The organism is Pseudomonas sp. BE134 (assembly GCF_031456105.1).
Lineage (GTDB): Bacteria > Pseudomonadota > Gammaproteobacteria > Pseudomonadales > Pseudomonadaceae > Aquipseudomonas.
Map to the genome: position 1 here is coordinate 18,476 of NZ_JAVDUA010000003.1, position 20,586 is coordinate 39,061.

Consider the following 20,586-nt stretch of genomic DNA (forward strand, 5'->3'; position numbering starts at 1 on the left):
GACGACGACCGTGATTTTCGATAAGGACACTGCATGAAAAAGGTACTGTTGTTCACCGCACTGGCGGCTGCCCTGACTGCGGGCCTGGCCCAGGCTGGCGAGAAACTGGTGGTTGCGGCGACCCCGATTCCACACGCCGAAATTCTCGAACTGATCAAACCAGCCCTCGCTAAAGATGGCGTGGATCTGGAAATCAAAGTGTTCACCGACTACGTTCAGCCAAACGTACAGGTTGACCAAAAGCGTCTGGACGCCAACTACTTCCAGACCCTGCCGTACCTGAAAAGCTTCAACGAAGGCAAAGGCACCAACCTGGTAACCGTGATTGGCGTGCACGTCGAACCGTTCGGCGGCTACTCGAAGAAAGTCAAAACCCTGGCTGAGCTCAAAGACGGCGCGACCATTGCCATCCCGAACGAAGGCAGCAATAGCGGCCGTGCCCTGATCCTGCTGCAGAAGGCAGGCCTGATTGAGTTGAAAGACCCGAAAAACGCGCTGGCTACCCCGAAAGACATCGCCAAGAACCCGCACAACTTCAAGTTCAAGGAACTGGAATCGGCCATGCTCCCGCGTGTGCTGGATCAAGTCGACCTGGACATGATCAACACCAACTACGCGCTGGAAGCGGGTCTGAACCCGGCTAAAGACGCGCTGATCATCGAAGGTGCAGATTCGCCTTACGTGAACTTCCTGGTGGCACGTCCGGACAACAAGGACAGCGTTGCCATCCAGAAACTGGCCAAGGCATTGACCAGTCCTGAAGTGAAAGCGTTCATCGAGAAGAAGTACAGCGGCGCGGTTCTGCCAGCGTTCTGATTCGACACAGCAGCAAAACCTTTCAAGGTTTCAAACGCCGACGGCTGATAAAGCGTCGGCGTTTTTGATCGTTCCCACGCTCTGCGTGGGAATGCCTCTCGGGACGCTCTGCGTCCAGTGACGCGGAGCGTCACGGGCTGCATTCCCACGCGGAGCGGTGGGAACGATCAACTCACTCAGGCCACCCCGGCCTTCAACGCCCTGCGCAACGCCACCAATAACTTCACGATGTCCTGCGGATCCAGTCGCTGCGGTACTTTTACGTCTGCCATTTTCTCTTCCCTGTGATGGTTTGGCCGGGGGAGTCTGGCCAAAAGCTGTGCGTCCTTGGAGGTGCATTACGGAAAAAAGATCCCGTCTGCAGTGCAAAGAAAAGTAGTCGCCTTCCATTGCGACAGCAAATCCCCGGATAGTTTTTTGCGTGATATCAATATGCTTTAACGGTATTTAAATTCTTGTTTTTATACCTTTAAAGTCGGTGTCCGCCGGGCCGTTATCCACGACCCATGGACTGCGCCACCGCCGCTTACCGAGCGGCGTACAGGATGTTCAATGACTCTCGATTACGCATTTATCCTCAGTACCCTGCCGGCATTTCTCAAGGCCGTGGGCGTGACGCTGCAGGTCGGCTTTATCGCCATCGGTACATCGCTGCTGGTGGCGCTGCTCAACGCAACGATTCTGGTGTTTCGCACGCCTTACCTGCAGCGCTGCGTCGGCCTGTATGTAGAACTCGCGCGCAACACGCCGCTGCTGATTCAACTGTTCTTCGTCTACTTCGCTTTGCCGGCGCTGGGCATCAAGATTTCGGGTTTCGCGGCGGCGATCATCACCATGACCTTTCTCGGTGGCGCCTACCTCACAGAGGTGCTGCGCGCCGGCGTCGACGCCGTGCCCCTGGCACAACTTGAATCGGGTCGCTCCATCGGCCTGTCCCACGGGCAATTGCTGCGCTACGTGATCTTGCCGCAAGCCGGCATCCTCAGCCTGCCGTCGCTGTTTGCCAATTTCATTTTCCTGCTCAAGGAAACCACCGTGGTCTCGGCGGTGGCGGTGCCGGAAATTCTCTACACCACCAAAAGCTACATCGCGCTGTACTACAAAACCTACGAAATGCTCGCCGTGTTGACGCTGATTTGCGTGCTGCTGTTTTTGCCGCTCTCGCTGTTGCTCAGCCGTCTGGAAAGGAGGCTCCAGCATGGCCAGTTCGGGTCTTGAGTTGCTCTGGGTGTCGTTGCCGCAGTTGGGCAAGGGCGCAGCGCAAACCTTGTCGATCTCTATTCTGAGCATCGCCATCAGCACCGTCGGTGGCGTGCTGTACGGCGTGTTGCGCACGCTGAATTCAAAATGGCTGAACGCGATTTTGCGGGTGTACCTGGAATTGTTCCGGGCGATCCCGGTGCTGGTCTGGCTGTATTTGCTGTTCTTCGGCCTGCCAATTTTCTTTGGCCTGAGCCTTCCGGGTTTCTGGTGCGCGGTGCTGGTGTTGTCGCTGTGGGGCGCCAGCGAAGTCGGCGAAGTGGTGCGTGGCGCGTTGCATTCGTTGCCACGCGGGCAGCGTGAAGCGGGGCTGTCGATTGGCCTGAACGGGCCGCAACTCTACGGTTACGTGCTGTTGCCGCAGGCGTTGAAACGCATGACTCCGCCGACCCTCAACGTTTACACACGCATCATCAAAACCAGCTCCCTGGCGGTACTGATCGGTGTGGTGGACGTGATCAAGGTCGGCCAGCAAATCATCGAGCGCACTTACGAGTCGGTGCTGATCTACGGTGCGCTGTTCCTGTTTTTCTTTTTCATTTGCTACCCGCTCTCGGCCGCCTCGCGCGTGCTGGAGCGGCGCTGGACACACGCATGAGCGCATTGATTGAGTTCAAGGGTTTCAACAAGTTTTTCGGCGAGCAGCAAGTGTTGAACGGCATCGACTTGCAGGTGAACACCGGCGAAGTGATCGTCATTCTCGGCCCCAGCGGTTGCGGCAAAAGTACCTTGCTGCGATGCCTGAATGGCCTGGAAGTCGCCCACAGCGGCAGCTTGAATTTTGCTGGCCGCGAACTGCTGGACAAGGGCACCGACTGGCGCGAAGTCCGCCAGCAGATCGGCATGGTGTTCCAGAGTTATCATCTGTTTCCGCACATGAAGGTGCTCGACAACCTGCTGCTCGGCCCGCTGAAAGTGCAGAAGCGTGACCGCCGCGAAGCCCGTGACCAGGCCGAAGCCTTGCTGGCGCGGGTGGGCCTTTCGGACAAACGTGATGCGTTCCCGCGTCAGCTCTCCGGTGGCCAGCAGCAACGCATCGCCATCGTCCGTTCGCTGTGCATGAATCCGCAGGTCATGCTTTTCGATGAAGTCACCGCCGCCCTGGACCCGGAAATGGTCAAGGAGGTGCTGGAAGTCATACAGGGCCTGGCCCGCGAAGGCATGACCCTGTTGATTGTCACCCACGAAATGGCCTTCGCCCGCGCAGTGGCGGACCGCATCGTGTTCATGGATGGCGGGCGAATCATTGAGCAAAACCCTCCCGAGATTTTCTTTACGAACCCGCAAACCGCACGAGCGCAGCAGTTCCTGGAGAAGTTCTCCTACGTCGCCGCACTACCCCAAACGACTCAAATAAAGGAACTGGAACCGCTATGAAAACTGCCAAGACTTCACTGCTGCTACTCCCGCTGCTCGGCCTCGCGTTGCTGGCCGGCTGCAACAAAACCGAAGAGCCCGCCAAGCCTGCCGCGACCAGTGCGAGCTACCTGGAAAAAATCAAAGCCCGGGACAAATTGATCGTTGGCGTCTTCACCGATAAGCCACCGTTCGGTTTCGTCAATGAGGCCGGGCGCTACGTGGGTTTCGATACCGACATTGGCCGTCGATTCGCCAAGGACCTGCTGGGCGATGAAAACAAAATCGAGTTCGTCGCGGTGGAGCCGGCCAGCCGGATTCCGTTCCTGCAAAGTGACAAGGTCGATCTGATCCTGGCCAACATGACCGTCACCCCCGAGCGTAAGGAAGCAGTGGACTTCACCAACCCGAACCTCAAAGTCGCGGTGCAGGCGTTGGTACCACAGACCAGCACGGTGAAAAATCTCGATGACCTGGCCACGCGCACGACCATCGTCACCACGGGTACAACTGCAGATATCTGGCTGACCAAAAACCATCCGGACTGGAAACTGCTGAAATTCGAGAAGAACTCCGAATCACTGCAAGCCCTGGCCAATGGACGCGGTGATGCGTATGCGCAGGACAATCTGGTGCTGTTCAGCTGGGCCAAACAGAACCCTGGCTATCGTGTGCTGACCCAGACCCTGGGCGCCGAAGCACCGATTGCGCCAGCGGTGAAGAAGGGCAATATCGAGCTGCGTGACTGGGTGAATACCGAGTTGGCGAAGCTGGGTGAGGAGAAATATCTGCTCAAGCTGTATGACCAATATGTGCGCAAGGAACTGAGCGAAGATACTAAGCCCGAGAGCGTGATTGTTGAGGGTGGGAAGTGGCAGGGGTGAATCACTGACTCATGCAGCGACTGCTCTGCCCCCATCGCGAGCAGGCTCGCTCCCACAGGGATTCTGTGAACGCCACAGGTCTAATGTGGGAGCGAGCCTGCTCGCGATGGCGATTTTTCAGGCGCTGAAAAGTCCAGCGAGTTGTCTACGGCGAGTGTTTCGATGGAAGCCGTTACGAATTTTTCTTCATAAGCCGGGTGTGCAAGGCTGGAACGCTGCTCTAAGCTCTCTGTCGTATTGCCCATAAAAAAGGCCAAGGAGTTTACATGGCAGTTCCCGGATTGAAAGTCATCCTGGCCTTGAGCGTCGTCACCCTGCTGACGGCGTGCGATGAAAAAGAACCCGTTCAGGAATACCTGCCACGGGTGTTCATTCAAGTCGTCCAACCGGCGGATTACGCCGCCGCAGTAACCCTCACCGGTGACATCCAGGCTCGGGTACAGACCGAGCTGTCGTTCCGCGTGGGCGGCAAGATCATTGAGCGTTCGGTCGATGTCGGTGACCGGGTGACGGCCAAGCAAGTGCTGGCCCGGCTCGATCCCAAGGACCTACAAACCAGTGTCGATTCGGCCCAGGCCCAAGTTGCCGCCCAACAGGCGTTGGTTAAACAGAATGCTGCGGCGTTCGTGCGCCAGCAAAAACTTCTGCCCAAGGGCTACACCAGCCAGAGCGAATACGACGCGGCCCAGGCGGCGTTGCGCAGCAGTCAGAGCGCCTTGAGCGCCGCTCAGGCGCAGTTGGCCAATGCCCGGGATCAACTGAGTTACACCGCACTGGTTGCCGATGCCCCAGGCATCATTACTGAACGTCAGGCCGAAGTCGGCCAAGTGGTGCAGGCGACGATGCCGGTGTTCAGCCTGGCCCGCGATGGCGATCGGGACGCTGTATTCAACGTCTATGAAGCGCTGCTGGCCGAGAAGCCCACGGACGACACCATTGTCCTCAGCCTGCTCGATAACCCCGAAATCAAAACCACTGGCAAAGTGCGCGAAGTGACCCCGGCGGTGTCCGCCCAGTCCGGCACCGTGCAGGTCAAGGTCGGCCTCGACAGCCTGCCACAGGGCATGCAGCTGGGTTCGGTGGTGAGCGCCACGGCCAAGGGCGCGGGCAAGTCGGCGGTCGAGTTGCCGTGGTCGGCCCTGACCAAAAATATCAGTGAGCCCGCCGTCTGGCTGGTCGATGACAAGGGTCAGGCCCAATTGCATAACGTCACGGTTGGCCGCTACCTGACAGGCAAGGTCATCATCAGCAAAGGACTAACAGGTGGGGAAAAAGTCGTGATCGCCGGGGGGCAGTTGCTGCACCCGGGTATGGAAGTCGAGATTGCTGAAAATACCTACAAGGATCTGGGCGGGGGAGCCAAGCCATGAAGCCGTTATGGGCATTGTCCATCGGGCTGGTGCTGAGCGCCTGCTCCAAAAACGAGCCACCGCCGGAACCGGTGCGTCCGGTGCTGTCGATCAAGGTCCAGGCTTTGAACGAAGAGGATCTGGGCCGGTTTGCCGGCAGCATCCAGGCGCGGTATGAAAGCAATACCGGCTTTCGCGTGGCCGGGCGGATCGCCAGCCGTAACGTCGATGTCGGGGCCGAGGTCGACAAGGGCACGCTGCTGGCCACCCTCGATCCTTCCGACCAGCAAAACCAATTGCGCTCAGCCCAGGGTGACCTGGCGAAAATCCAGGCGCAACTGATCAATGCCCAGGCCAACGCCCAGCGGCAACAGTCGTTGTTTGATCGCGGGGTCGGCGCACAGGCGCAACTGGACGATGCCCTGACTCAACTGAAAACCACCCAGGCTTCCCTTGATCAGGCCAAGGCGGCGGTCAATCAGAGCAAAGATCAACTCGCCTACACCGAATTGCGCTCCGACCATAAAGCCGTGGTCACCGCGTGGAATGCCGAGGCCGGCCAAGTGGTGACCGCCGGCCAGCAAGTGGTGACCCTGGCGCAACCGGACATCAAGGAAGCGGTGATCGACCTGCCCGATACCCTGGTCGATCAATTGCCCACAGATGTGGTGTTTCAGGTCGCTGCACAACTTGATCCGAACACCAACACCACTGCGGTCATCCGCGAAATCGAACCCCAGGCACAGAGTGCCACGCGCACCCGACGTGCGCGCCTGACCCTCGCCGAAACGCCGCCAGGCTTTCGTTTGGGCACCGCGATCAGCGTCACCCTGAGTTCAGCGATCAAGCCACGCATCGAACTGCCCCTCACTGCGTTGCAGCAGGTCGACGGCACACCACGCATCTGGGTGATTGATCCACAGACCAAAACCGTTTCGCCCAGAGACGTCAAGATCATCAGCCGCACCGACAGCACCGTGGTGCTGGCCGGCGGCGTAAAGAACGGCGAGCGCGTGGTCAGTGCCGGCGTACACAGCCTCAAACCGGGGCAATCAGTGAAATTTGACGAGGACAGTCAATGAAAGGGCCTTTCAACCTCTCCGAATGGGCCCTCAAGCATCAGTCGTTCGTTTGGTATCTGATGTTCGTCGCGTTGCTGATGGGGGTGTTCTCGTATTTCAACCTGGGGCGCGAAGAAGACCCTTCGTTCACCATCAAGACCATGGTGATCCAGAGCAAATGGCCGGGGGCGACTCAGGAGGAAACGCTCAAACAGATCACCGACCGCATCGAGAAAAAACTCGAAGAGCTCGACTCTCTCGACTACGTGAAAAGCTACACGCGGCCCGGCGAGTCGACGGTCTACGTGTACTTGCGTGACACCACCAATGCCAAAGACATCCCGGAAATCTGGTATCAGGTGCGCAAGAAGATCAACGACATTCGCGGCCAGTTCCCCCAAGGCATGCAAGGCCCCGGGTTCAACGACGAATTCGGTGACGTGTTCGGTTCGATCTACGCCTTCACTGCCGACGGCCTGACGATGCGTCAGTTGCGTGACTACGTGGAACAGGCCCGCGCCGAGATTCGCGGCGTGCCAGGGCTGGGCAAGATCGAGATGGTCGGCCAGCAGGACGAAGTGCTGTACCTGAATTTCTCCACGCGCAAACTCGCGGCGCTGGGCATTGATCAGCTTCAAGTGGTGCAGAGCCTGCAATCGCAGAACGCCGTGACTCCGGCGGGGGTGATCGAGGCTGGCCCGGAGCGGATTTCGGTGCGCACCTCAGGGCAGTTTGCCTCGGAGAAAGACCTCGCCGAGGTCAACCTCAAGCTCAACGACCGATTCTATCGTTTGGCCGACATTGCCGAAATCAGGCGCGGCTATGTCGATCCGGCAGCACCGGAATTTCGCTTCAACGGCAAACCGGCCATCGGCCTGGCGATTGCCATGCAGAAGGGCGGCAACGTCCAGGCATTTGGCAAGGCGTTGCATGAACGGATCGACCAACTGACCGCCGACCTGCCGGTGGGGGTCGGCGTGTACAACGTGTCCGATCAGGCGGTGGTGGTGGAGGAGGCCGTCGGCGGCTTTACCAGTGCGCTGTTCGAGGCGGTGATCATCGTGCTGGTGGTCAGCTTCATCAGCCTCGGTGTGCGCGCCGGGCTGGTGGTGGCGTGCTCCATCCCGCTGGTGCTGGCGATGGTCTTTGTGTTCATGGAGTACAGCGGCATCACCATGCAGCGGATCTCCCTTGGCGCACTGATTATTGCCCTGGGCCTGTTGGTGGACGACGCGATGATCACCGTGGAGATGATGGTCACGCGCCTTGAGATGGGCGAGACCAAGGAGCAGGCGGCCACGTTCGCCTACACCTCCACCGCGTTCCCCATGCTCACCGGTACGCTGGTGACGGTGGCAGGTTTTGTGCCGATCGGCCTGAACGCCAGCTCCGCCGGGGAGTACACCTTCACCCTGTTTGCGGTGATTGCCTGCGCGATGCTGGTGTCGTGGGTGGTGGCGGTGTTGTTTGCGCCGGTGATCGGTGTGCACATCCTCAGCACCAACGTAAAACCTCACACCGGCGAGCCCGGGCGCGTCGGCAAGGCTTTCAACGGCGGCTTGCTGTGGTGCATGCGCAATCGCTGGTGGGCCATCGGCATCACCGTGCTGTTATTCGCGTTGTCGGTGTTCGGCATGCGCTTTGTGCAGAACCAGTTCTTTCCGTCTTCGGATCGCCCGGAAATCCTGGTGGACCTGAACCTGCCACAAAACGCCTCGATCGACGAAACCCGCAAAGCAGTCGACCGCCTCGAAGCCGAGCTCAAGGATGATCCGGACATCGTGCGCTGGAGCACCTACATCGGCCAGGGCGCGATCCGTTTCTACCTGCCACTGGACCAGCAACTGCAGAATCCTTACTACGCGCAGTTGGTGATCGTCAGTAAAGGGGAATCCCGTGACGCCTTGAGCCAGCGGATCCGCGATATCCTGCGCAAGGACTTCGTCGGCATTGGCGGTTATGTCCAGGCCCTGGAAATGGGGCCTCCGGTGGGCCGTCCGATCCAGTACCGGGTCAGCGGAAAAGACATCGATCAGGTTCGCCGTCACGCCATCGACCTGGCCACCGAAATGGACAAGAACCCGCACATCGGCGAGATCATTTACGACTGGAACGAGCCGGGCAAAGTGCTCCGCATCGACATCGCCCAGGACAAGGCGCGACAACTGGGATTGTCTTCCGAGGACGTGGCTAACTTGATGAACGGCATCGTCAGCGGCGCGCCCGTGACCCAGGTCGATGACGATATCTACCTGATCAACGTGGTCGGCCGGGCGGTGGACTCGGAACGTGGCACACCGGAAACCCTGCAGAACTTGCAGATCGTCACGCCGAGCGGCACGTCGATTCCGCTGTTGGCGTTTGCCACGGTGCGTTACGAACTGGAGCAGCCGTTGGTGTGGCGTCGGGATCGTCTGCCGACCATCACCATCAAGGCCGCTGTGCGCGATGAAATCCAGCCGACTGACCTGGTGAAAATCCTCAAGCCGTCCATCGACGCCTTCGCCGCCACGTTGCCGGTGGGCTACAAGGTCGCCACGGGCGGTACGGTGGAGGAGAGCGGCAAGGCCCAGGGGCCGATTGCCCAGGTCGTGCCGTTGATGGTGTTTTTGATGGCCACCTTCCTGATGATCCAGTTGCACAGCGTGCAGAAGATGTTCCTGGTGGCCAGCGTCGCGCCGTTGGGCTTGATCGGCGTGGTGCTCGCGCTGGTGCCGACAGGCACGCCGATGGGTTTTGTGGCGATCCTCGGGATCCTGGCGTTGATCGGCATCATCATTCGTAACTCGGTGATTCTGGTGACCCAGATCGATGAGTACGAGAAGAAGGGCTATGCGCCGTGGGACGCGGTGGTACAGGCCACCGATCATCGACGCCGGCCTATCCTGCTGACGGCGGCGGCCGCGAGCCTGGGGATGATCCCGATTGCCCGGGAAGCATTCTGGGGACCGATGGCCTACGCGATGATTGGCGGGATCATCGTCGCGACGTTGCTGACGCTGCTGTTTTTGCCGGCGCTGTATGTGGCTTGGTACAAGATTCGCGAGCCGAAGAACGAGGCCCAGTAACAAATGATCGTTCCCACGCTCCGCGTGGGAATGCCTCTCGGGACGCTCCGCGTCCCTGGGATGTGACGCAGTGCGTCACTGGCTGAATTCCCACGCAGAGCGTGGGAACGATCAATCGGCGCGCCGCCAGACACTCGCCAACCAAGGCTGCTGCTCCCGCGGCAGCCCCGCTGGCCGATAGTAATGCTCCAACTCCACAAACCCCGCCTCGGTCAGCAGTTGCTGCCACGCCGCAAGGTCGTGATACGCCCCATACCGTGGCCCATTCCAGCCCTCCTGATTCTCCCCATGCGGATTGGAACTGAACAACACCCCACCCTGTTTCAGCGCCCAACGCAATTGCTTCAACACCCGTGGCAACTCCTGGCGCGGAATGTGAAACAACACCGCATTGGCAAAAATCCCGTCGAAGCGCTCGGTCGGCAAATCCAGTTTCAAAAAGTCCTGCTGCCAGACCTCGCAACCGCTGTCCTCACGCGCCATCTGCGCAAGCTTTTCCGACCCGTCGAGGCCGACAGCGGTATGACCCATGCGCTTGAAGGTTTGCAGATCGCGGCCGGGACCGCAGCCGAAGTCGAGAATGTCGAACGGTGCCTCGCCTTGAATATGCCGCAACAGGGCATCGATGTTCTGGCTGACATCGTGATCACGAGTGCCTTCGCGAAAATCTTCGGCCACCGAGTTGTAATGGCCCAGGGTGGTGGCGGTGATCTGGTGGAGGTCGTCGGGGGACTGTTTCATGGGTGGCTGCGCAGGCAATTGGGATTTGCCGAATATACGCCATGAGGACGGTGGCTGCTGCGCAGCCAATCGCCAGCAGGCTAGATCCCACATTTAACCGCGTCGGACTCAAATGTTGTGTCCACTGAAGATCAATTGTAGGAGCGAGCCTGCTCGCGATGGCGGTGTAACTGACAACCAATAACTCAGCCCTGCTTCATCCCCAGACAATCAATGGAACGATCCACCATGGCTTTGGCAATCTCCAGCAAATGCCAGACCGAGAACACCATGGCGCGCTCCGCCCCTTTGAGGTGATCGCCACACTGATACGCCGTCACCGAAGCACAGCGCAGCAGATCGGCGACATAGAGCTGGGTGTCTTCAAAGCTCACGTCTTCGCTGACGTTGTAGAAGCGCAATTCATCGGGCGGTGAGGGTTGATCGCCAGTGAGGTAGAAATCAATGGCACGGTAGAGCGCTGATCGATCCCTGAGCGAGTCGTCAGTGGCAGTTTCGTTGGTGGAGGTTTCGGGAGGTGGATCGGGTACGGATTTCTTCATTGGTAAAACTCCTGACCGTTAGTTGGAGCCAACCGATATCGCGACTAAACGAACAGGGTGGCGGCTGCACACAGGTTAGTCGACCGGCCGTCAGGCAACACCGGCGCACCCAAGGGTGCCCTGCGCACAGCCACCATAAAATTCAGGTGATAAAAAACACCTGAGAAGAGGTGATGCTGTGCGCCCAACGATATCCGGGCGACTAAACCCGATCACTGATGAGCAGTGACGGACCGAGACTAGCCACGGAAATTGACAGGCGCAAGCGAGCGGAATGATCTAGGAAATGTCCTGCAAATGAAAGGGAACGGACCTTCGGAAGCTCTGATTTTCCTGTACGAAAACTTACCCTTTCGCACGGAGATTGTCTTAATGCCAGTCAGTCAAGCCGCACACCTGTAGCAGCTGGCGAAGCCTGCGTCCGGCTGCGAAGCAGTCGTGAAATCAGAGTTCGCGGTGTTTCAGGTAAACCTCGCAAGCAGGGTTTACGACTGCTTCGCAGCCGGACGCAGGCTTCGCCAGCTGCTACAAGATGTGTGTCGCGGCTGCCAACTCGATTAACGCTTATTCAATCCACGAGCCAACCGATCCCCGCCCAGCTGAATCACCGCCACCAACACCACCAGCAACACAATCACCGTCAACATGATCTGGCTGTCAAAACGCTGATACCCGTACCGATACGCAATGTCGCCCAACCCACCGGCGCCAATCGCCCCGGCCATGGCCGAGGAGTTGATCATCGTTACCAGCGTAATCGTGAACCCGCCGACAATCCCTGGCAGCGCTTCCGGCAGCAGCACATGCCAGACAATGTGCCAACGCCGGCAGCCCATTGCTTGTGCGGCTTCGATCAAGCCGAAATCCACCTCGCGCAAACTGACTTCGGCAATCCGCGCAAAGAACGGCGTTGCAGCGATGGTCAGCGGCACGACGGCCGCCCAGACGCCATACGTGGTGCCGACAATGAGTCGGGTAAACGGAATCAGCGCCACCATCAAAATCAAAAACGGAATGGAGCGGAACAGGTTCACAAACGCGCCCAAGGCGCGGTTCAGGGTCGGTGCTTCGTAGATGCCACCCTTGGAACTGGTGACCAGAAACACCGCCAGCGGAATACCCGCCAACAGTGCAATCAATGACGACACGCCGACCATCAGGAAGGTGTCGATGAAGCCTTGCAGCAAGCGATCAAACCACATAACCCAGCACCTCCACCTGTTGCGCCCAATGGCTGGCGCGCTGGCATAACTCTTCGGCATCGAGTCGCGAGCCGGTGACCGCTAACAACAACTGCCCCAGCGCATGGCCCTGAATCCGTTCCACGCCCCCTTGCAGCAAACGCACGCGACCCCCGAGGGCGCTGAACAACGCGGCCAGGTCCGGCTCGTCGGTGGCACTGCCGGTGAACTGCAAGCGCAACACCACAGCGGCGTCCACAGAGTACGGGTGTGGCTGCAAACGGCTTTGCAGTTCTGCCGGCAGGGCGTGTTGCAGCGGGGCGAGCAAGGTCTTGCTTACTTCATGCTGCGGGTTGCCGAAGACTTCCCACACCGGCCCTTGCTCGACGATTTTCCCGTGTTCGAGCACCACGACGCGGTCACAGATATCGCGGATCACCGCCATCTCGTGGGTGATCAAAACGATGGTCAGCCCCAGGCGCTGGTTGATCTCGCGCAGCAGGCCGAGGATCGACTGGGTGGTCTCCGGGTCCAGCGCCGAAGTGGCTTCGTCGCAGAGCAAAATCGCCGGGTCATGCACCAACGCGCGGGCGATGCCGACGCGCTGTTTCTGCCCGCCGGACAACTGCGCCGGATACGCCGCGTGCTTGCCTTGCAGGCCCACCAGTTCGAGCAGTTCGCGAACTTTTTGCTCGCGCTGCTCCTTGGGAACTCCGGCCACTTTCAGCGGCAGTTCGACGTTCTGCCACACCGTTTTGGCCGACATCAGGTTGAAGTGCTGGAAGATCATGCCGATCCGTCGACGCAGCGCCACCAGGCGGTCTTCATCGAACTCGCCGATGTCCACCTGATCGATCAGCACGCGCCCGGTACTTGGTTGCTCCAGGCGGTTGATGGTGCGGATCAACGACGATTTGCCGGCACCGCTGCGACCGATGATGCCGAACACTTCACCGTGCTGGATCGCCAGGTCGATGCCCTGCAGTGCCGCCACCGGCCCTTGCTGGCCGTTGTAGGTTTTGCCCAGGCCGATGAAGCGCACATGAGCCCGATTGAGCTCCGGGTGCAGTTCGGTGTGTCGGGCGTTTTTGAGCTCTGGAATCTCCAGTCGCAGTTGGGTGGCGGCCGTCATTCTCAGCTTTCCCAACCGGCTTGGTAGAGCTTGCCGTGGGCTTTGTCCAAAGCGGCGCGAACGGCTGGCGAATGCTGGTAAATGTCGACGAATTTGATCAGGCGCGGGTCGGTTTTACTCTTCGGCTGGATCACGAACTGGATCACGTATTCCTTGTGATCGAGACCGTCGAACAGCAGCGCCGAGTTCGCATCGAAGGTCTTCGACAGACGGATGTAGGCCGGGTAGCCCTGAACCAGATCCGCATCGTCGTAGGCGCGCACCAGTTGTACGGCTTCAACTTGCAGGATCTTTATGTTCTTCGGGTTGGCGATGATGTCGTCTTCAGTTGCCTTGTAGCCGACGCCCGGTTTCAGCGTGATCAGGCCGGCCTTGGCCAGCAGTTGCAGACCGCGTCCGCTGTTGATCGGGTCATTGGCGATGGCCACGCTGGCGCCTTGCGGGAGCTCGTCGAAGCTTTTGTATTTTTTCGAGTAAAGGCCAACGTTGTTGATGATCCCCGGCGCGAACGGCACCAGGTCAAAACCGGAAGCGGCCTTGGCGTTTTCCAGGAACGGCACATGCTGGAAATAGTTCACGTCGATGTCGCCGGCAGCGAGGCTGACGTTGGGGGCGATCCAGTCGCTGAACTCCACCAGATCGACCTGCAGGCCTTGTTTTTTGGCTTCTTCGACGGCGGCTTCCAGGGGAATGGCGAAAGCGGCGGTGGTGCCGATTTTCAATGGTGCGTCGGCGGCGAATACCGCCGAACTGAACAGGCCGAGGGCCAGGGCCAGTGCTTTGACTGGTTGAGTGAGGTAGGTCTTGGTCATGATGAGGTTTCCAGTCATAAGTTTTTTTGGAACAACAGAGATCAACTGTGGGAGCTGGCCTGCCGGCGATAGCGGTGGGTCAGTTGAAGTTGTGGTGGCTGACACACCGCTATCGCCGGCAGGCCAGCTCCCACAGGGTTCAATGGCGGTAGTTAGAGCCGGTGTGTTGTTGAGGCAAATGCGCCTCGCCGTGAAAAAGCTTTTCCCGCAAGCTGCCGTTGTCATAAGCATTCTTGTACGACCCTCGGCGCTGCAACTCCGGGATCACCAGGTCAATGAAGTCCACATAGCTTTCCGGGGTGACAATCCTTGTCAGGTTGAAGCCGTCCAGGCCGGTTTCGGCGATCCACGATTCCAGTTCATCCGCCACTTGCCCGGGCGAGCCGACCACGGTGATGTAGCGGCCACCGAGGGCGTGTTGTTCGAGCAATTTGCGGCGGGTCCAGTCGTTGTTTTGCAGGTTTTTGGTTGCCGACTGGATCGCATTGCTCTTCACGTACTGAATCGGCTCGTCGATGGCGTATTCGGAAAAATCGATCCCGGTCGACGCCGAAAAATGCGCCACGCCGGCCTCGGCACTGGCATAGCTCAGGTATTCGGCGTGTTTGGCCCAGGCCAGCTCTTCGGTGGCGCCGACAATCACGTTCAGCCCCATGAACACCTTGATGTCCTCCGGGTTGCGCCCGGCCTCGACGGCACTGGCGCGAACCTTGTCCACCTGGATTTTGGTCGACGGTTTGTTCTGGCCGCTGATGAACACGCACTCGGCATGACGCCCGGCGAACAGCAAACCGCGATCCGAAGTACCCGCCTGGAACAACACCGGTGTACGTTGCGGTGACGGTTCGCACAGGTGATAACCCTCGACCTGATAGAACTCGCCCTTGTGCTCGACCTTGTGCACTTTTTCCGGTTGCGCGTAGATACGCTGCTCGCGGTCGTTGAGCACCGCGCCGTTTTCCCAGCTGCCTTCCCAGAGTTTGTAGAGCACCTCCAGGTATTCATCGGCCTGGTCGTAACGACGGTCGTGCTCGACCTGCTCGCTCAGGCCCATGGCCTTGGCGGCGCTGTCGAGGTAGCCGGTGACGATGTTCCAGCCGACCCGGCCTCGGCTCAGGTGATCGAGCGTCGACATGCGCCGGGCGAACAAGTACGGCGGTTCGTAAGTGAGGTTGGCGGTCAGGCCGAAACCGAGATTCCTGGTCACGGCGGCCATGGCCGACACCAGCAGCAACGGGTCGTTGACCGGGAGCTGGATCGACTCTTTCAGCGGTACGTCCACCGAGTTCTGGTAGACGTCGTACACACCAACGATGTCGGCGATGAACAGTCCGTCGAACAGCCCGCGCTCCAGCAATTGCGCCAGTTCGGTCCAGTATTCGATGGTCTTGTACTGCGTGGAGTTGTCCCGTGGATGGGTCCACAGGCCATGGTTGATGTGCCCGATGCAGTTCATGTTGAAGGCGTTGAGCAGGATCTTCTTTTTGCCGTTGGCCATCAGATGGTCCCTCGTAACGGAGGGTTTTCATCGTTCAGGTAATAGTTGCCCACCGCGTGATATTTCCAGCGTACCGGGTCGTGCAAGGTGTGCACGCGCGCGTTGCGCCAGTGACGATCCAGACCATGCTCGATCAGGGTGGCTTGGCTGCCGGCCAGTTCGAACAACGTACTGCCGGCGGCGAGGGAGATTTCGGTGCTGATGGCTCGGGCTTCGGCGACGGCAATCGAGGCAGCGGCGACGGTTTCGGCGTTGGTGTCGGCTTGAGCCTTGTCGAGGCGTTCGCCGGAGCGTTCCAGCAGGGCTTCGGCGGCGTGCAGGCGAATGCTCAAGTGACCGAAACTCTTGATGGTCAGCGGGTCTTCAGTGGCTTTTGCATGGGTGGCATCGATCCATGGCCGGGTTTTGGTGCGCACGAAATGCAGCGCATCTTCATAAGCCGCACGGGCGATGCCGGTGTCGATGGCGGCGTGGAGGATCTGCGCCAGCGGGCCGACGGTGGTCGGGCGTTCGAAAGCGCTTTGGAACGGGATCACGTCCTCGGCTGCCACATACACGTCATCGAACACCACCGAGCCGCTGCCGGTGGTGCGCTGGCCAAAGCCGCTCCAGTCGTCGATGACTGTCAGGCCCTTGCTGTCGTGCGGCACGAATGCTAGTTGCTGCACACCGTTTTCATCCACCACCGAGGTGGGGATGCGTTGTGCGTAAATCGCGCCGGTCGAGTAAAACTTGCGACCGTTGATGCGATAGCCATCACCGTCGCGCTTGAGACTGGTGACGCGGTCATGAGCGGTTTTGGTCCCGAGTTCGGCGAGCGCATTGCCGAAGCGCTGGCCGGCCAACACTTCGGCGTACAGGCGTTGTTTCTGCTCATGGCTGGCGTTTACACGCAGCACTTCAAGGGCATAAAAATGGTTCTGCGGGATTTGCCCGAGCGAGCCGTCAGCCTGGGCAATCAAGGCGATTACCTTGGACAGTGTCACGTTGGACACACCGGCGCCGCCGTACTCCTTGGGTACGCTGATACCCCACAAGCCCGAGCGGGAAAACACTTCCAGTTCCGGGTGCGGCAAACGGCGTTCGCGGTCGCGCAGTGCGCTGTCGCGTTTGAAGTCGTCGGCCAGATCACTGGCGACGACCAGGGCTTGCTCGTCGCTGGTTATGACCGCGACGTGGTGGGAATAAGTCATGTGTTTCTCCAGAGATCTGGTCAAAAGGGTACTGGTCGTCAGATCCAGGAATGCCGCGCCGGTAGCGTGCCATTGAGGTGGTAGGTGCCGACCGCGTGATATTTCCAGCGCACCGGGTCGTGCAGCGTGTGCACGCGGGCGTTGCGCCAGTGGCGGTCGAGGTTGAATTCGGCGAGGGTGGCGCGGCTGCCGGCCAGTTCGAAGAGTTTTTCGCTGGCCAGCAGCGAGATCTCGGTGGTCAGCACTTTGGCTTCGGCCACGGCAATCGATGCGCGGGCCGCCGACTCGGCCGTTAGGGGCGCGGCGTTGACTTGATCAAGTACTTTCCCGGCTTTGCGCAACAGCGCTTCGGCGGCGTGCAGTTCGATTTTCAACTTGCCGATATCTGCGATCACGTAGAGGTCATCGCTGGCGCGTTCGACCTTGGCGTCGATCCACGGACGCGCGCGGGTTTTCACGAACTCGATGGCGTCGTCGATCGCGCCCCGGGCGATTCCCGCGTCGATGGCCGCTTGAATCAGTTGTGACACGGCGCCCTGGAGATTCGGCTTCTCGTTGATCTTCCAGTTATCCACCACCAGCTCGGCGTCGACCCGCACGTTGTTGAGCAAAATGGTGCCGCTGGCGGTGGTGCGCTGACCGAAACCCGACCAGTCATCAACGATGCGCAGCCCCGGCGTACCGCGACGAACGAAGGCCAGTACTTGCTTGCCGTCATCGTTCAACGCTTTGACTGCGACCCAGTGGGCGAACAGCGCGCCGGTGGAGTAAAACTTCTGGCCATTGAGGACAAAACCGTCGCCATCGGCGGTGATGCGCGCCTTGAGTTCCAGGGTGTTTTTTGTACCGCGTTCGGGGCCCGCATTGCCGATGCGCCAGCCGTCGAGCACGCTTTTGAACAGCTGCTTTTTCTGCGCTTCCGTGGCGCTGCCCAGCACCAGGTTGAGAATGCCGAACTGGTTCTGCGGGATCTGCCCCAATGCCGGGTCTGCCGCGGAAATGATCGCGAACACCTCGGCGAGTGTGACGAACGAAACCTGTGGGCCGCCGTATTCACGCGGGATGGCAATGCTGCCTAACCCGCTGCGGGTGAACTGTTCGATTTCCGACCAGGGCAACTTGCGCTGCCGGTCACGTTTGGCCGCGTGAAGACGGGCGACGTGCGCCAGTTCATGGGCGGCTTCAATGGCTTGAGCGTCGTTGCGCAAAACCTGTGCGGGCAACAACAACGGGGCGACGTCCAGATCACTGTGGACGATTGCATCTGCCAGACTGGACATCAGTGCCGCTCCTTGGCTGCACGCAATGCCCTGGCGATCTGCACTGGGGTGATTGTGTTCCGGACCATACCTACCTCACATTTCATGGGATCGTCGCGTGGGTTGCGACGAATAAAAACAAGAATGTCCGGTGGTCCGGTGCATATACCCTAAGCGCGTATAAAAAATTAATAAACTAACTTTTAGGAATATACATAGAAGGGGTGTCACACACCCATTTGATGAGGTGACGCATACCCGTAGCAGCTGGCGAAGCCTGCGTCCGGCTGCGCAGCAGCCGTAAATGCTAAGTCCGCGATCAATCTTAATGACCGCGTTGCTTGATTTAGCGACTGCTTCGCAGCCGGACGCAGGCTTCGCCAGCTGCTACGGGATCGAGTCCATTCAATGCCACAGGAATCTCAGCGTTTGCGGGGCTCGGCGGCCATCAGCAACTCCTTCGGCTGGGCCTTCAGGTAGGGATTGGCGCAGCCAATCTTCAGTCTGCGCGGCGGTGCCCAGCGTGAGTTGTTACCCACGCGATCAAGGATGCAATAGGTCACTTCCAGCCGCAGGTCTTCGCCGGCTTCGAGGATGATCGCCGGCGGCACCCAGACCTGAATGGGCTGGCCCACCTCGTCTGCCTTGAGCCGGGGCAGGTCCATGCGCACATCACCCCAGCGCAAGGTGATTTCGTCGTCGGTGGCCATGTTCAGGTAAGGCTCGATGGTCAACGGCACGCCGCGCTTGATCTGGTTTGGGTTGACCCCTTGGCGGCGGATGGTCTCGGGGAGACTCACGGGCGCCAGTCTTTGGTTTTCGTCGCCGCACTGGGCCGATGGCGGGCCTCCAGGGCAATCCAGTTTGATCTGGACCCGCGCCGCCGGTGACAACGCGGGTCCTTGCCCAACCTGCATGACCTTGTAGTGGATGCGTGCGCAACCGTTGGCAATGAAGCTTTCCGGCACTCGCAGGCTGATCATCTCACCGACATCGTCGGCGGCCAGCACGCGGGAAGCCACGTAGCAGTTGTTCCAGAACAGTTCGATCAGGTCGCCTGCGTCCATCCTGGGGTAGGGCGCCACGTCGATCATGAGATGAGCCGCCGAGATCAGGTTGACGCCGGCCTTCTGCGATTGCGCCAGGGTCGGGGCCGCAAGTTCGGGGGTATTCGATGTGCTTGTCATGGGGTTTCTCCTTGAAGCCTTGCAGCGAAGTTCCGTTTCTGAAAGATCAAAAGGCGTGCATTGCCCAGCAACAAATCGGCTTGTTATTTGAACGCTGAATAATGCTGAAGTGCAAAGGTTTACGCCTGTTGGCAACTAGATAAGAGTGCGCTTGAATAGGTGTCAATAGAGCGGGCTAGTTAAGTGTTGGATCACTTGTTATTCAGAACATTCCTACATGTTCAAGTTAATATGCCTCAGCGCGCAGTCGAACAAAGCCACTTTTTTACGGTATTGGAGCGAGGGTCATAGCGAGGGCTGGCTCCTTGATGATCGCTGGATTTGACGGATATTAGGCGGGATGGATCTGTTGCAGGACATATATATGTACCGCACAAGTCATCAGTTGAATTGTTTAAAGTGTGGGTGTGGGAAGTAGGGTGTAGGTGTTTTGTCAGTCTGGTAGTTGTCACTTCCGTCCATGGAAGTGAACAAGTGATGATGTTGCTCAGGAGTGAGAGTTGTTTAGGAACTTGCTCAAAAACTGTTTCGTTCGTTCTTCTTTCGGATTGGCAAACAACGCTTTTGATTCGCCTTGCTCGACGATTACACCCTTGTCGAAAAACACCACGCGATTGGCCACGTCCCGGGCGAAGCCCATTTCGTGGGTGACGATGACCATGGTGCGTTTCTCCTCGGCCAGGCCGCGGATGGTCGCCAACACTTCACCCACCAGTTCCGGATCGAGCGCCGAGGTAGGCTCATCGAACAGGATCACTTCCGGCTCCATCGCCAGCGCACGGGCGATCGCCACCCGTTGTTGCTGACCGCCGGACAGGCGTCGCGGGTAAGCATCTTCCTTGCCCGCCAGACCGACCTTGGCCATGAGCTTTTTGCCCAGGGCCACGGCTTCGGCGCGCGGGATTTTCTTCACGACGATCGGGCCTTCGATGACGTTTTCCAGAGCCGTGCGGTGCGGGAACAGGTTGAAATTCTGGAACACGAAACCGACGTGTTGGCGCAAGCGCCGTACCAGTCCTTGCTGCTGGTTCAGCGGGCGGCTGCCATCGATCTCGATGTCACCGACCTTGATCCGTCCGCTGGTGGGTTCTTCGAGAAAATTCAGGCAACGCAGAAACGTGGTTTTACCCGAGCCGCTAGGGCCGATGATCGCCACGACTTCACCTTCCTTCACTTGCAGATCGATGCCGTTGAGCACGACTTGACCCTTGAACTGCTTTGTCAGTTTTTCCACGACAATCATGGGG

At 59.2% G+C, this 20,586-nt stretch carries 18 protein-coding genes; 8 read left to right on the forward strand and 10 right to left on the reverse strand.

The genetic code is table 11. From position 1 onward, the window contains the following. Positions 1-33 precede the first annotated feature (33 nt). The 8 genes from J2Y56_RS03610 to J2Y56_RS03645 all read left to right on the forward strand — a co-directional run bounded on the left by J2Y56_RS03610 (position 34) and on the right by J2Y56_RS03645 (position 9,794). On the forward strand, positions 34-816 hold the full coding sequence (locus J2Y56_RS03610; RefSeq protein ID WP_007945276.1) for a MetQ/NlpA family ABC transporter substrate-binding protein: 783 nt from the start codon (positions 34-36) through the stop codon (positions 814-816). Positions 817-1,368: 552 nt separating this feature from the next. Next, the gene (locus J2Y56_RS03615) at positions 1,369-2,034 is read left to right on the forward strand and encodes an amino acid ABC transporter permease (protein ID WP_007945280.1); all 666 of its coding nucleotides are present in this window, start codon (positions 1,369-1,371) and stop codon (positions 2,032-2,034) included. Then, positions 2,015-2,674: an amino acid ABC transporter permease gene (locus J2Y56_RS03620; RefSeq protein WP_007945281.1), complete on the forward strand. Its 660-nt coding sequence runs from the start codon at positions 2,015-2,017 to the stop codon at positions 2,672-2,674. Before J2Y56_RS03615 ends, J2Y56_RS03620 begins: the two co-directional genes overlap by 20 nt. Beyond that, positions 2,671-3,453 (forward strand): amino acid ABC transporter ATP-binding protein, encoded by a 783-nt coding sequence (locus J2Y56_RS03625; RefSeq protein ID WP_007945282.1) that lies wholly within the window; start codon positions 2,671-2,673, stop codon positions 3,451-3,453. Before J2Y56_RS03620 ends, J2Y56_RS03625 begins: the two co-directional genes overlap by 4 nt. Beyond that, positions 3,450-4,316 carry a transporter substrate-binding domain-containing protein gene (locus J2Y56_RS03630; protein ID WP_310335746.1) on the forward strand — a complete coding sequence of 289 codons (867 nt, stop codon included), beginning with the start codon at positions 3,450-3,452 and terminating at the stop codon, positions 4,314-4,316. The genes J2Y56_RS03625 and J2Y56_RS03630 overlap by 4 nt, the downstream gene beginning before the upstream one ends. 266 nt (positions 4,317-4,582) lie before the next feature. Continuing rightward, complete coding sequence (locus tag J2Y56_RS03635; RefSeq protein ID WP_007945285.1) at positions 4,583-5,686, forward strand: efflux RND transporter periplasmic adaptor subunit; 1,104 nt, start codon at positions 4,583-4,585, stop codon at positions 5,684-5,686. Beyond that, positions 5,683-6,747 (forward strand): efflux RND transporter periplasmic adaptor subunit, encoded by a 1,065-nt coding sequence (locus J2Y56_RS03640; protein WP_310348673.1) that lies wholly within the window; start codon positions 5,683-5,685, stop codon positions 6,745-6,747. The genes J2Y56_RS03635 and J2Y56_RS03640 overlap by 4 nt, the downstream gene beginning before the upstream one ends. Further along, entirely contained in the window at positions 6,744-9,794 is a 3,051-nt protein-coding gene (locus J2Y56_RS03645) for an efflux RND transporter permease subunit (protein ID WP_007945287.1), read from the forward strand. Before J2Y56_RS03640 ends, J2Y56_RS03645 begins: the two co-directional genes overlap by 4 nt. Positions 9,795-9,905: 111 nt before the next feature. Here the strand turns inward: J2Y56_RS03645 and J2Y56_RS03650 are convergent, their stop codons facing one another. The 10 genes from J2Y56_RS03650 to tcyN all read right to left on the reverse strand — a co-directional run bounded on the left by J2Y56_RS03650 (position 9,906) and on the right by tcyN (position 20,582). Next, a complete protein-coding gene (locus J2Y56_RS03650) occupies positions 9,906-10,535 on the reverse strand; it encodes a class I SAM-dependent methyltransferase (RefSeq protein ID WP_310348675.1) in 630 nt (209 codons plus the stop codon). A 185-nt stretch (positions 10,536-10,720) separates the two neighbouring features. Next, positions 10,721-11,077 (reverse strand): DUF6124 family protein, encoded by a 357-nt coding sequence (locus tag J2Y56_RS03655; protein WP_310348676.1) that lies wholly within the window; start codon positions 11,075-11,077, stop codon positions 10,721-10,723. 557 nt (positions 11,078-11,634) lie between these two features. After that, a complete protein-coding gene (locus J2Y56_RS03660; RefSeq protein ID WP_007945290.1) occupies positions 11,635-12,279 on the reverse strand; it encodes a methionine ABC transporter permease in 645 nt (214 codons plus the stop codon). Then, positions 12,269-13,390 (reverse strand): ATP-binding cassette domain-containing protein, encoded by a 1,122-nt coding sequence (locus J2Y56_RS03665; protein ID WP_310348678.1) that lies wholly within the window; start codon positions 13,388-13,390, stop codon positions 12,269-12,271. Before J2Y56_RS03665 ends, J2Y56_RS03660 begins: the two co-directional genes overlap by 11 nt. Before the next feature lie 2 nt (positions 13,391-13,392). Then, a complete protein-coding gene (locus tag J2Y56_RS03670; protein ID WP_007945293.1) occupies positions 13,393-14,202 on the reverse strand; it encodes a MetQ/NlpA family ABC transporter substrate-binding protein in 810 nt (269 codons plus the stop codon). Between the two features lie 139 nt (positions 14,203-14,341). Continuing rightward, positions 14,342-15,700, reverse strand: coding sequence for an LLM class flavin-dependent oxidoreductase (locus J2Y56_RS03675; protein WP_310348679.1), 1,359 nt, complete (start codon positions 15,698-15,700; stop codon positions 14,342-14,344). Beyond that, on the reverse strand, positions 15,700-16,893 hold the full coding sequence (locus tag J2Y56_RS03680; protein ID WP_310348681.1) for an SfnB family sulfur acquisition oxidoreductase: 1,194 nt from the start codon (positions 16,891-16,893) through the stop codon (positions 15,700-15,702). Before J2Y56_RS03680 ends, J2Y56_RS03675 begins: the two co-directional genes overlap by 1 nt. 38 nt (positions 16,894-16,931) lie before the next feature. Beyond that, the gene (locus tag J2Y56_RS03685) at positions 16,932-18,173 is read right to left on the reverse strand and encodes an SfnB family sulfur acquisition oxidoreductase (protein WP_310348683.1); all 1,242 of its coding nucleotides are present in this window, start codon (positions 18,171-18,173) and stop codon (positions 16,932-16,934) included. Between the two features lie 401 nt (positions 18,174-18,574). Then, on the reverse strand, positions 18,575-19,339 hold the full coding sequence (locus J2Y56_RS03690; protein ID WP_310348684.1) for a hypothetical protein: 765 nt from the start codon (positions 19,337-19,339) through the stop codon (positions 18,575-18,577). A 487-nt stretch (positions 19,340-19,826) separates the two neighbouring features. Continuing rightward, a complete protein-coding gene (gene tcyN, locus J2Y56_RS03695; protein WP_007949225.1) occupies positions 19,827-20,582 on the reverse strand; it encodes an L-cystine ABC transporter ATP-binding protein TcyN in 756 nt (251 codons plus the stop codon). Positions 20,583-20,586 lie beyond the last annotated feature (4 nt).

What these genes read in the sequence shown, in the direction of transcription:
- J2Y56_RS03610 (WP_007945276.1), top strand. Translation starts at nt 34, where the DNA reads ATGAAAAAGGTACTGTTGTTCACCGCACTGGCGGCTGCCCTGACTGCG.
- J2Y56_RS03615 (WP_007945280.1), top strand. Translation starts at nt 1,369, where the DNA reads ATGACTCTCGATTACGCATTTATCCTCAGTACCCTGCCGGCATTTCTC.
- J2Y56_RS03620 (WP_007945281.1), top strand. Translation starts at nt 2,015, where the DNA reads ATGGCCAGTTCGGGTCTTGAGTTGCTCTGGGTGTCGTTGCCGCAGTTG.
- J2Y56_RS03625 (WP_007945282.1), top strand. Translation starts at nt 2,671, where the DNA reads ATGAGCGCATTGATTGAGTTCAAGGGTTTCAACAAGTTTTTCGGCGAG.
- J2Y56_RS03630 (WP_310335746.1), top strand. Translation starts at nt 3,450, where the DNA reads ATGAAAACTGCCAAGACTTCACTGCTGCTACTCCCGCTGCTCGGCCTC.
- J2Y56_RS03635 (WP_007945285.1), top strand. Translation starts at nt 4,583, where the DNA reads ATGGCAGTTCCCGGATTGAAAGTCATCCTGGCCTTGAGCGTCGTCACC.
- J2Y56_RS03640 (WP_310348673.1), top strand. Translation starts at nt 5,683, where the DNA reads ATGAAGCCGTTATGGGCATTGTCCATCGGGCTGGTGCTGAGCGCCTGC.
- J2Y56_RS03645 (WP_007945287.1), top strand. Translation starts at nt 6,744, where the DNA reads ATGAAAGGGCCTTTCAACCTCTCCGAATGGGCCCTCAAGCATCAGTCG.
- J2Y56_RS03650 (WP_310348675.1), bottom strand. Translation starts at nt 10,535, where the DNA reads ATGAAACAGTCCCCCGACGACCTCCACCAGATCACCGCCACCACCCTG.
- J2Y56_RS03655 (WP_310348676.1), bottom strand. Translation starts at nt 11,077, where the DNA reads ATGAAGAAATCCGTACCCGATCCACCTCCCGAAACCTCCACCAACGAA.
- J2Y56_RS03660 (WP_007945290.1), bottom strand. Translation starts at nt 12,279, where the DNA reads ATGTGGTTTGATCGCTTGCTGCAAGGCTTCATCGACACCTTCCTGATG.
- J2Y56_RS03665 (WP_310348678.1), bottom strand. Translation starts at nt 13,390, where the DNA reads ATGACGGCCGCCACCCAACTGCGACTGGAGATTCCAGAGCTCAAAAAC.
- J2Y56_RS03670 (WP_007945293.1), bottom strand. Translation starts at nt 14,202, where the DNA reads ATGACCAAGACCTACCTCACTCAACCAGTCAAAGCACTGGCCCTGGCC.
- J2Y56_RS03675 (WP_310348679.1), bottom strand. Translation starts at nt 15,700, where the DNA reads ATGGCCAACGGCAAAAAGAAGATCCTGCTCAACGCCTTCAACATGAAC.
- J2Y56_RS03680 (WP_310348681.1), bottom strand. Translation starts at nt 16,893, where the DNA reads ATGACTTATTCCCACCACGTCGCGGTCATAACCAGCGACGAGCAAGCC.
- J2Y56_RS03685 (WP_310348683.1), bottom strand. Translation starts at nt 18,173, where the DNA reads ATGTCCAGTCTGGCAGATGCAATCGTCCACAGTGATCTGGACGTCGCC.
- J2Y56_RS03690 (WP_310348684.1), bottom strand. Translation starts at nt 19,339, where the DNA reads ATGACAAGCACATCGAATACCCCCGAACTTGCGGCCCCGACCCTGGCG.
- tcyN (WP_007949225.1), bottom strand. Translation starts at nt 20,582, where the DNA reads ATGATTGTCGTGGAAAAACTGACAAAGCAGTTCAAGGGTCAAGTCGTG.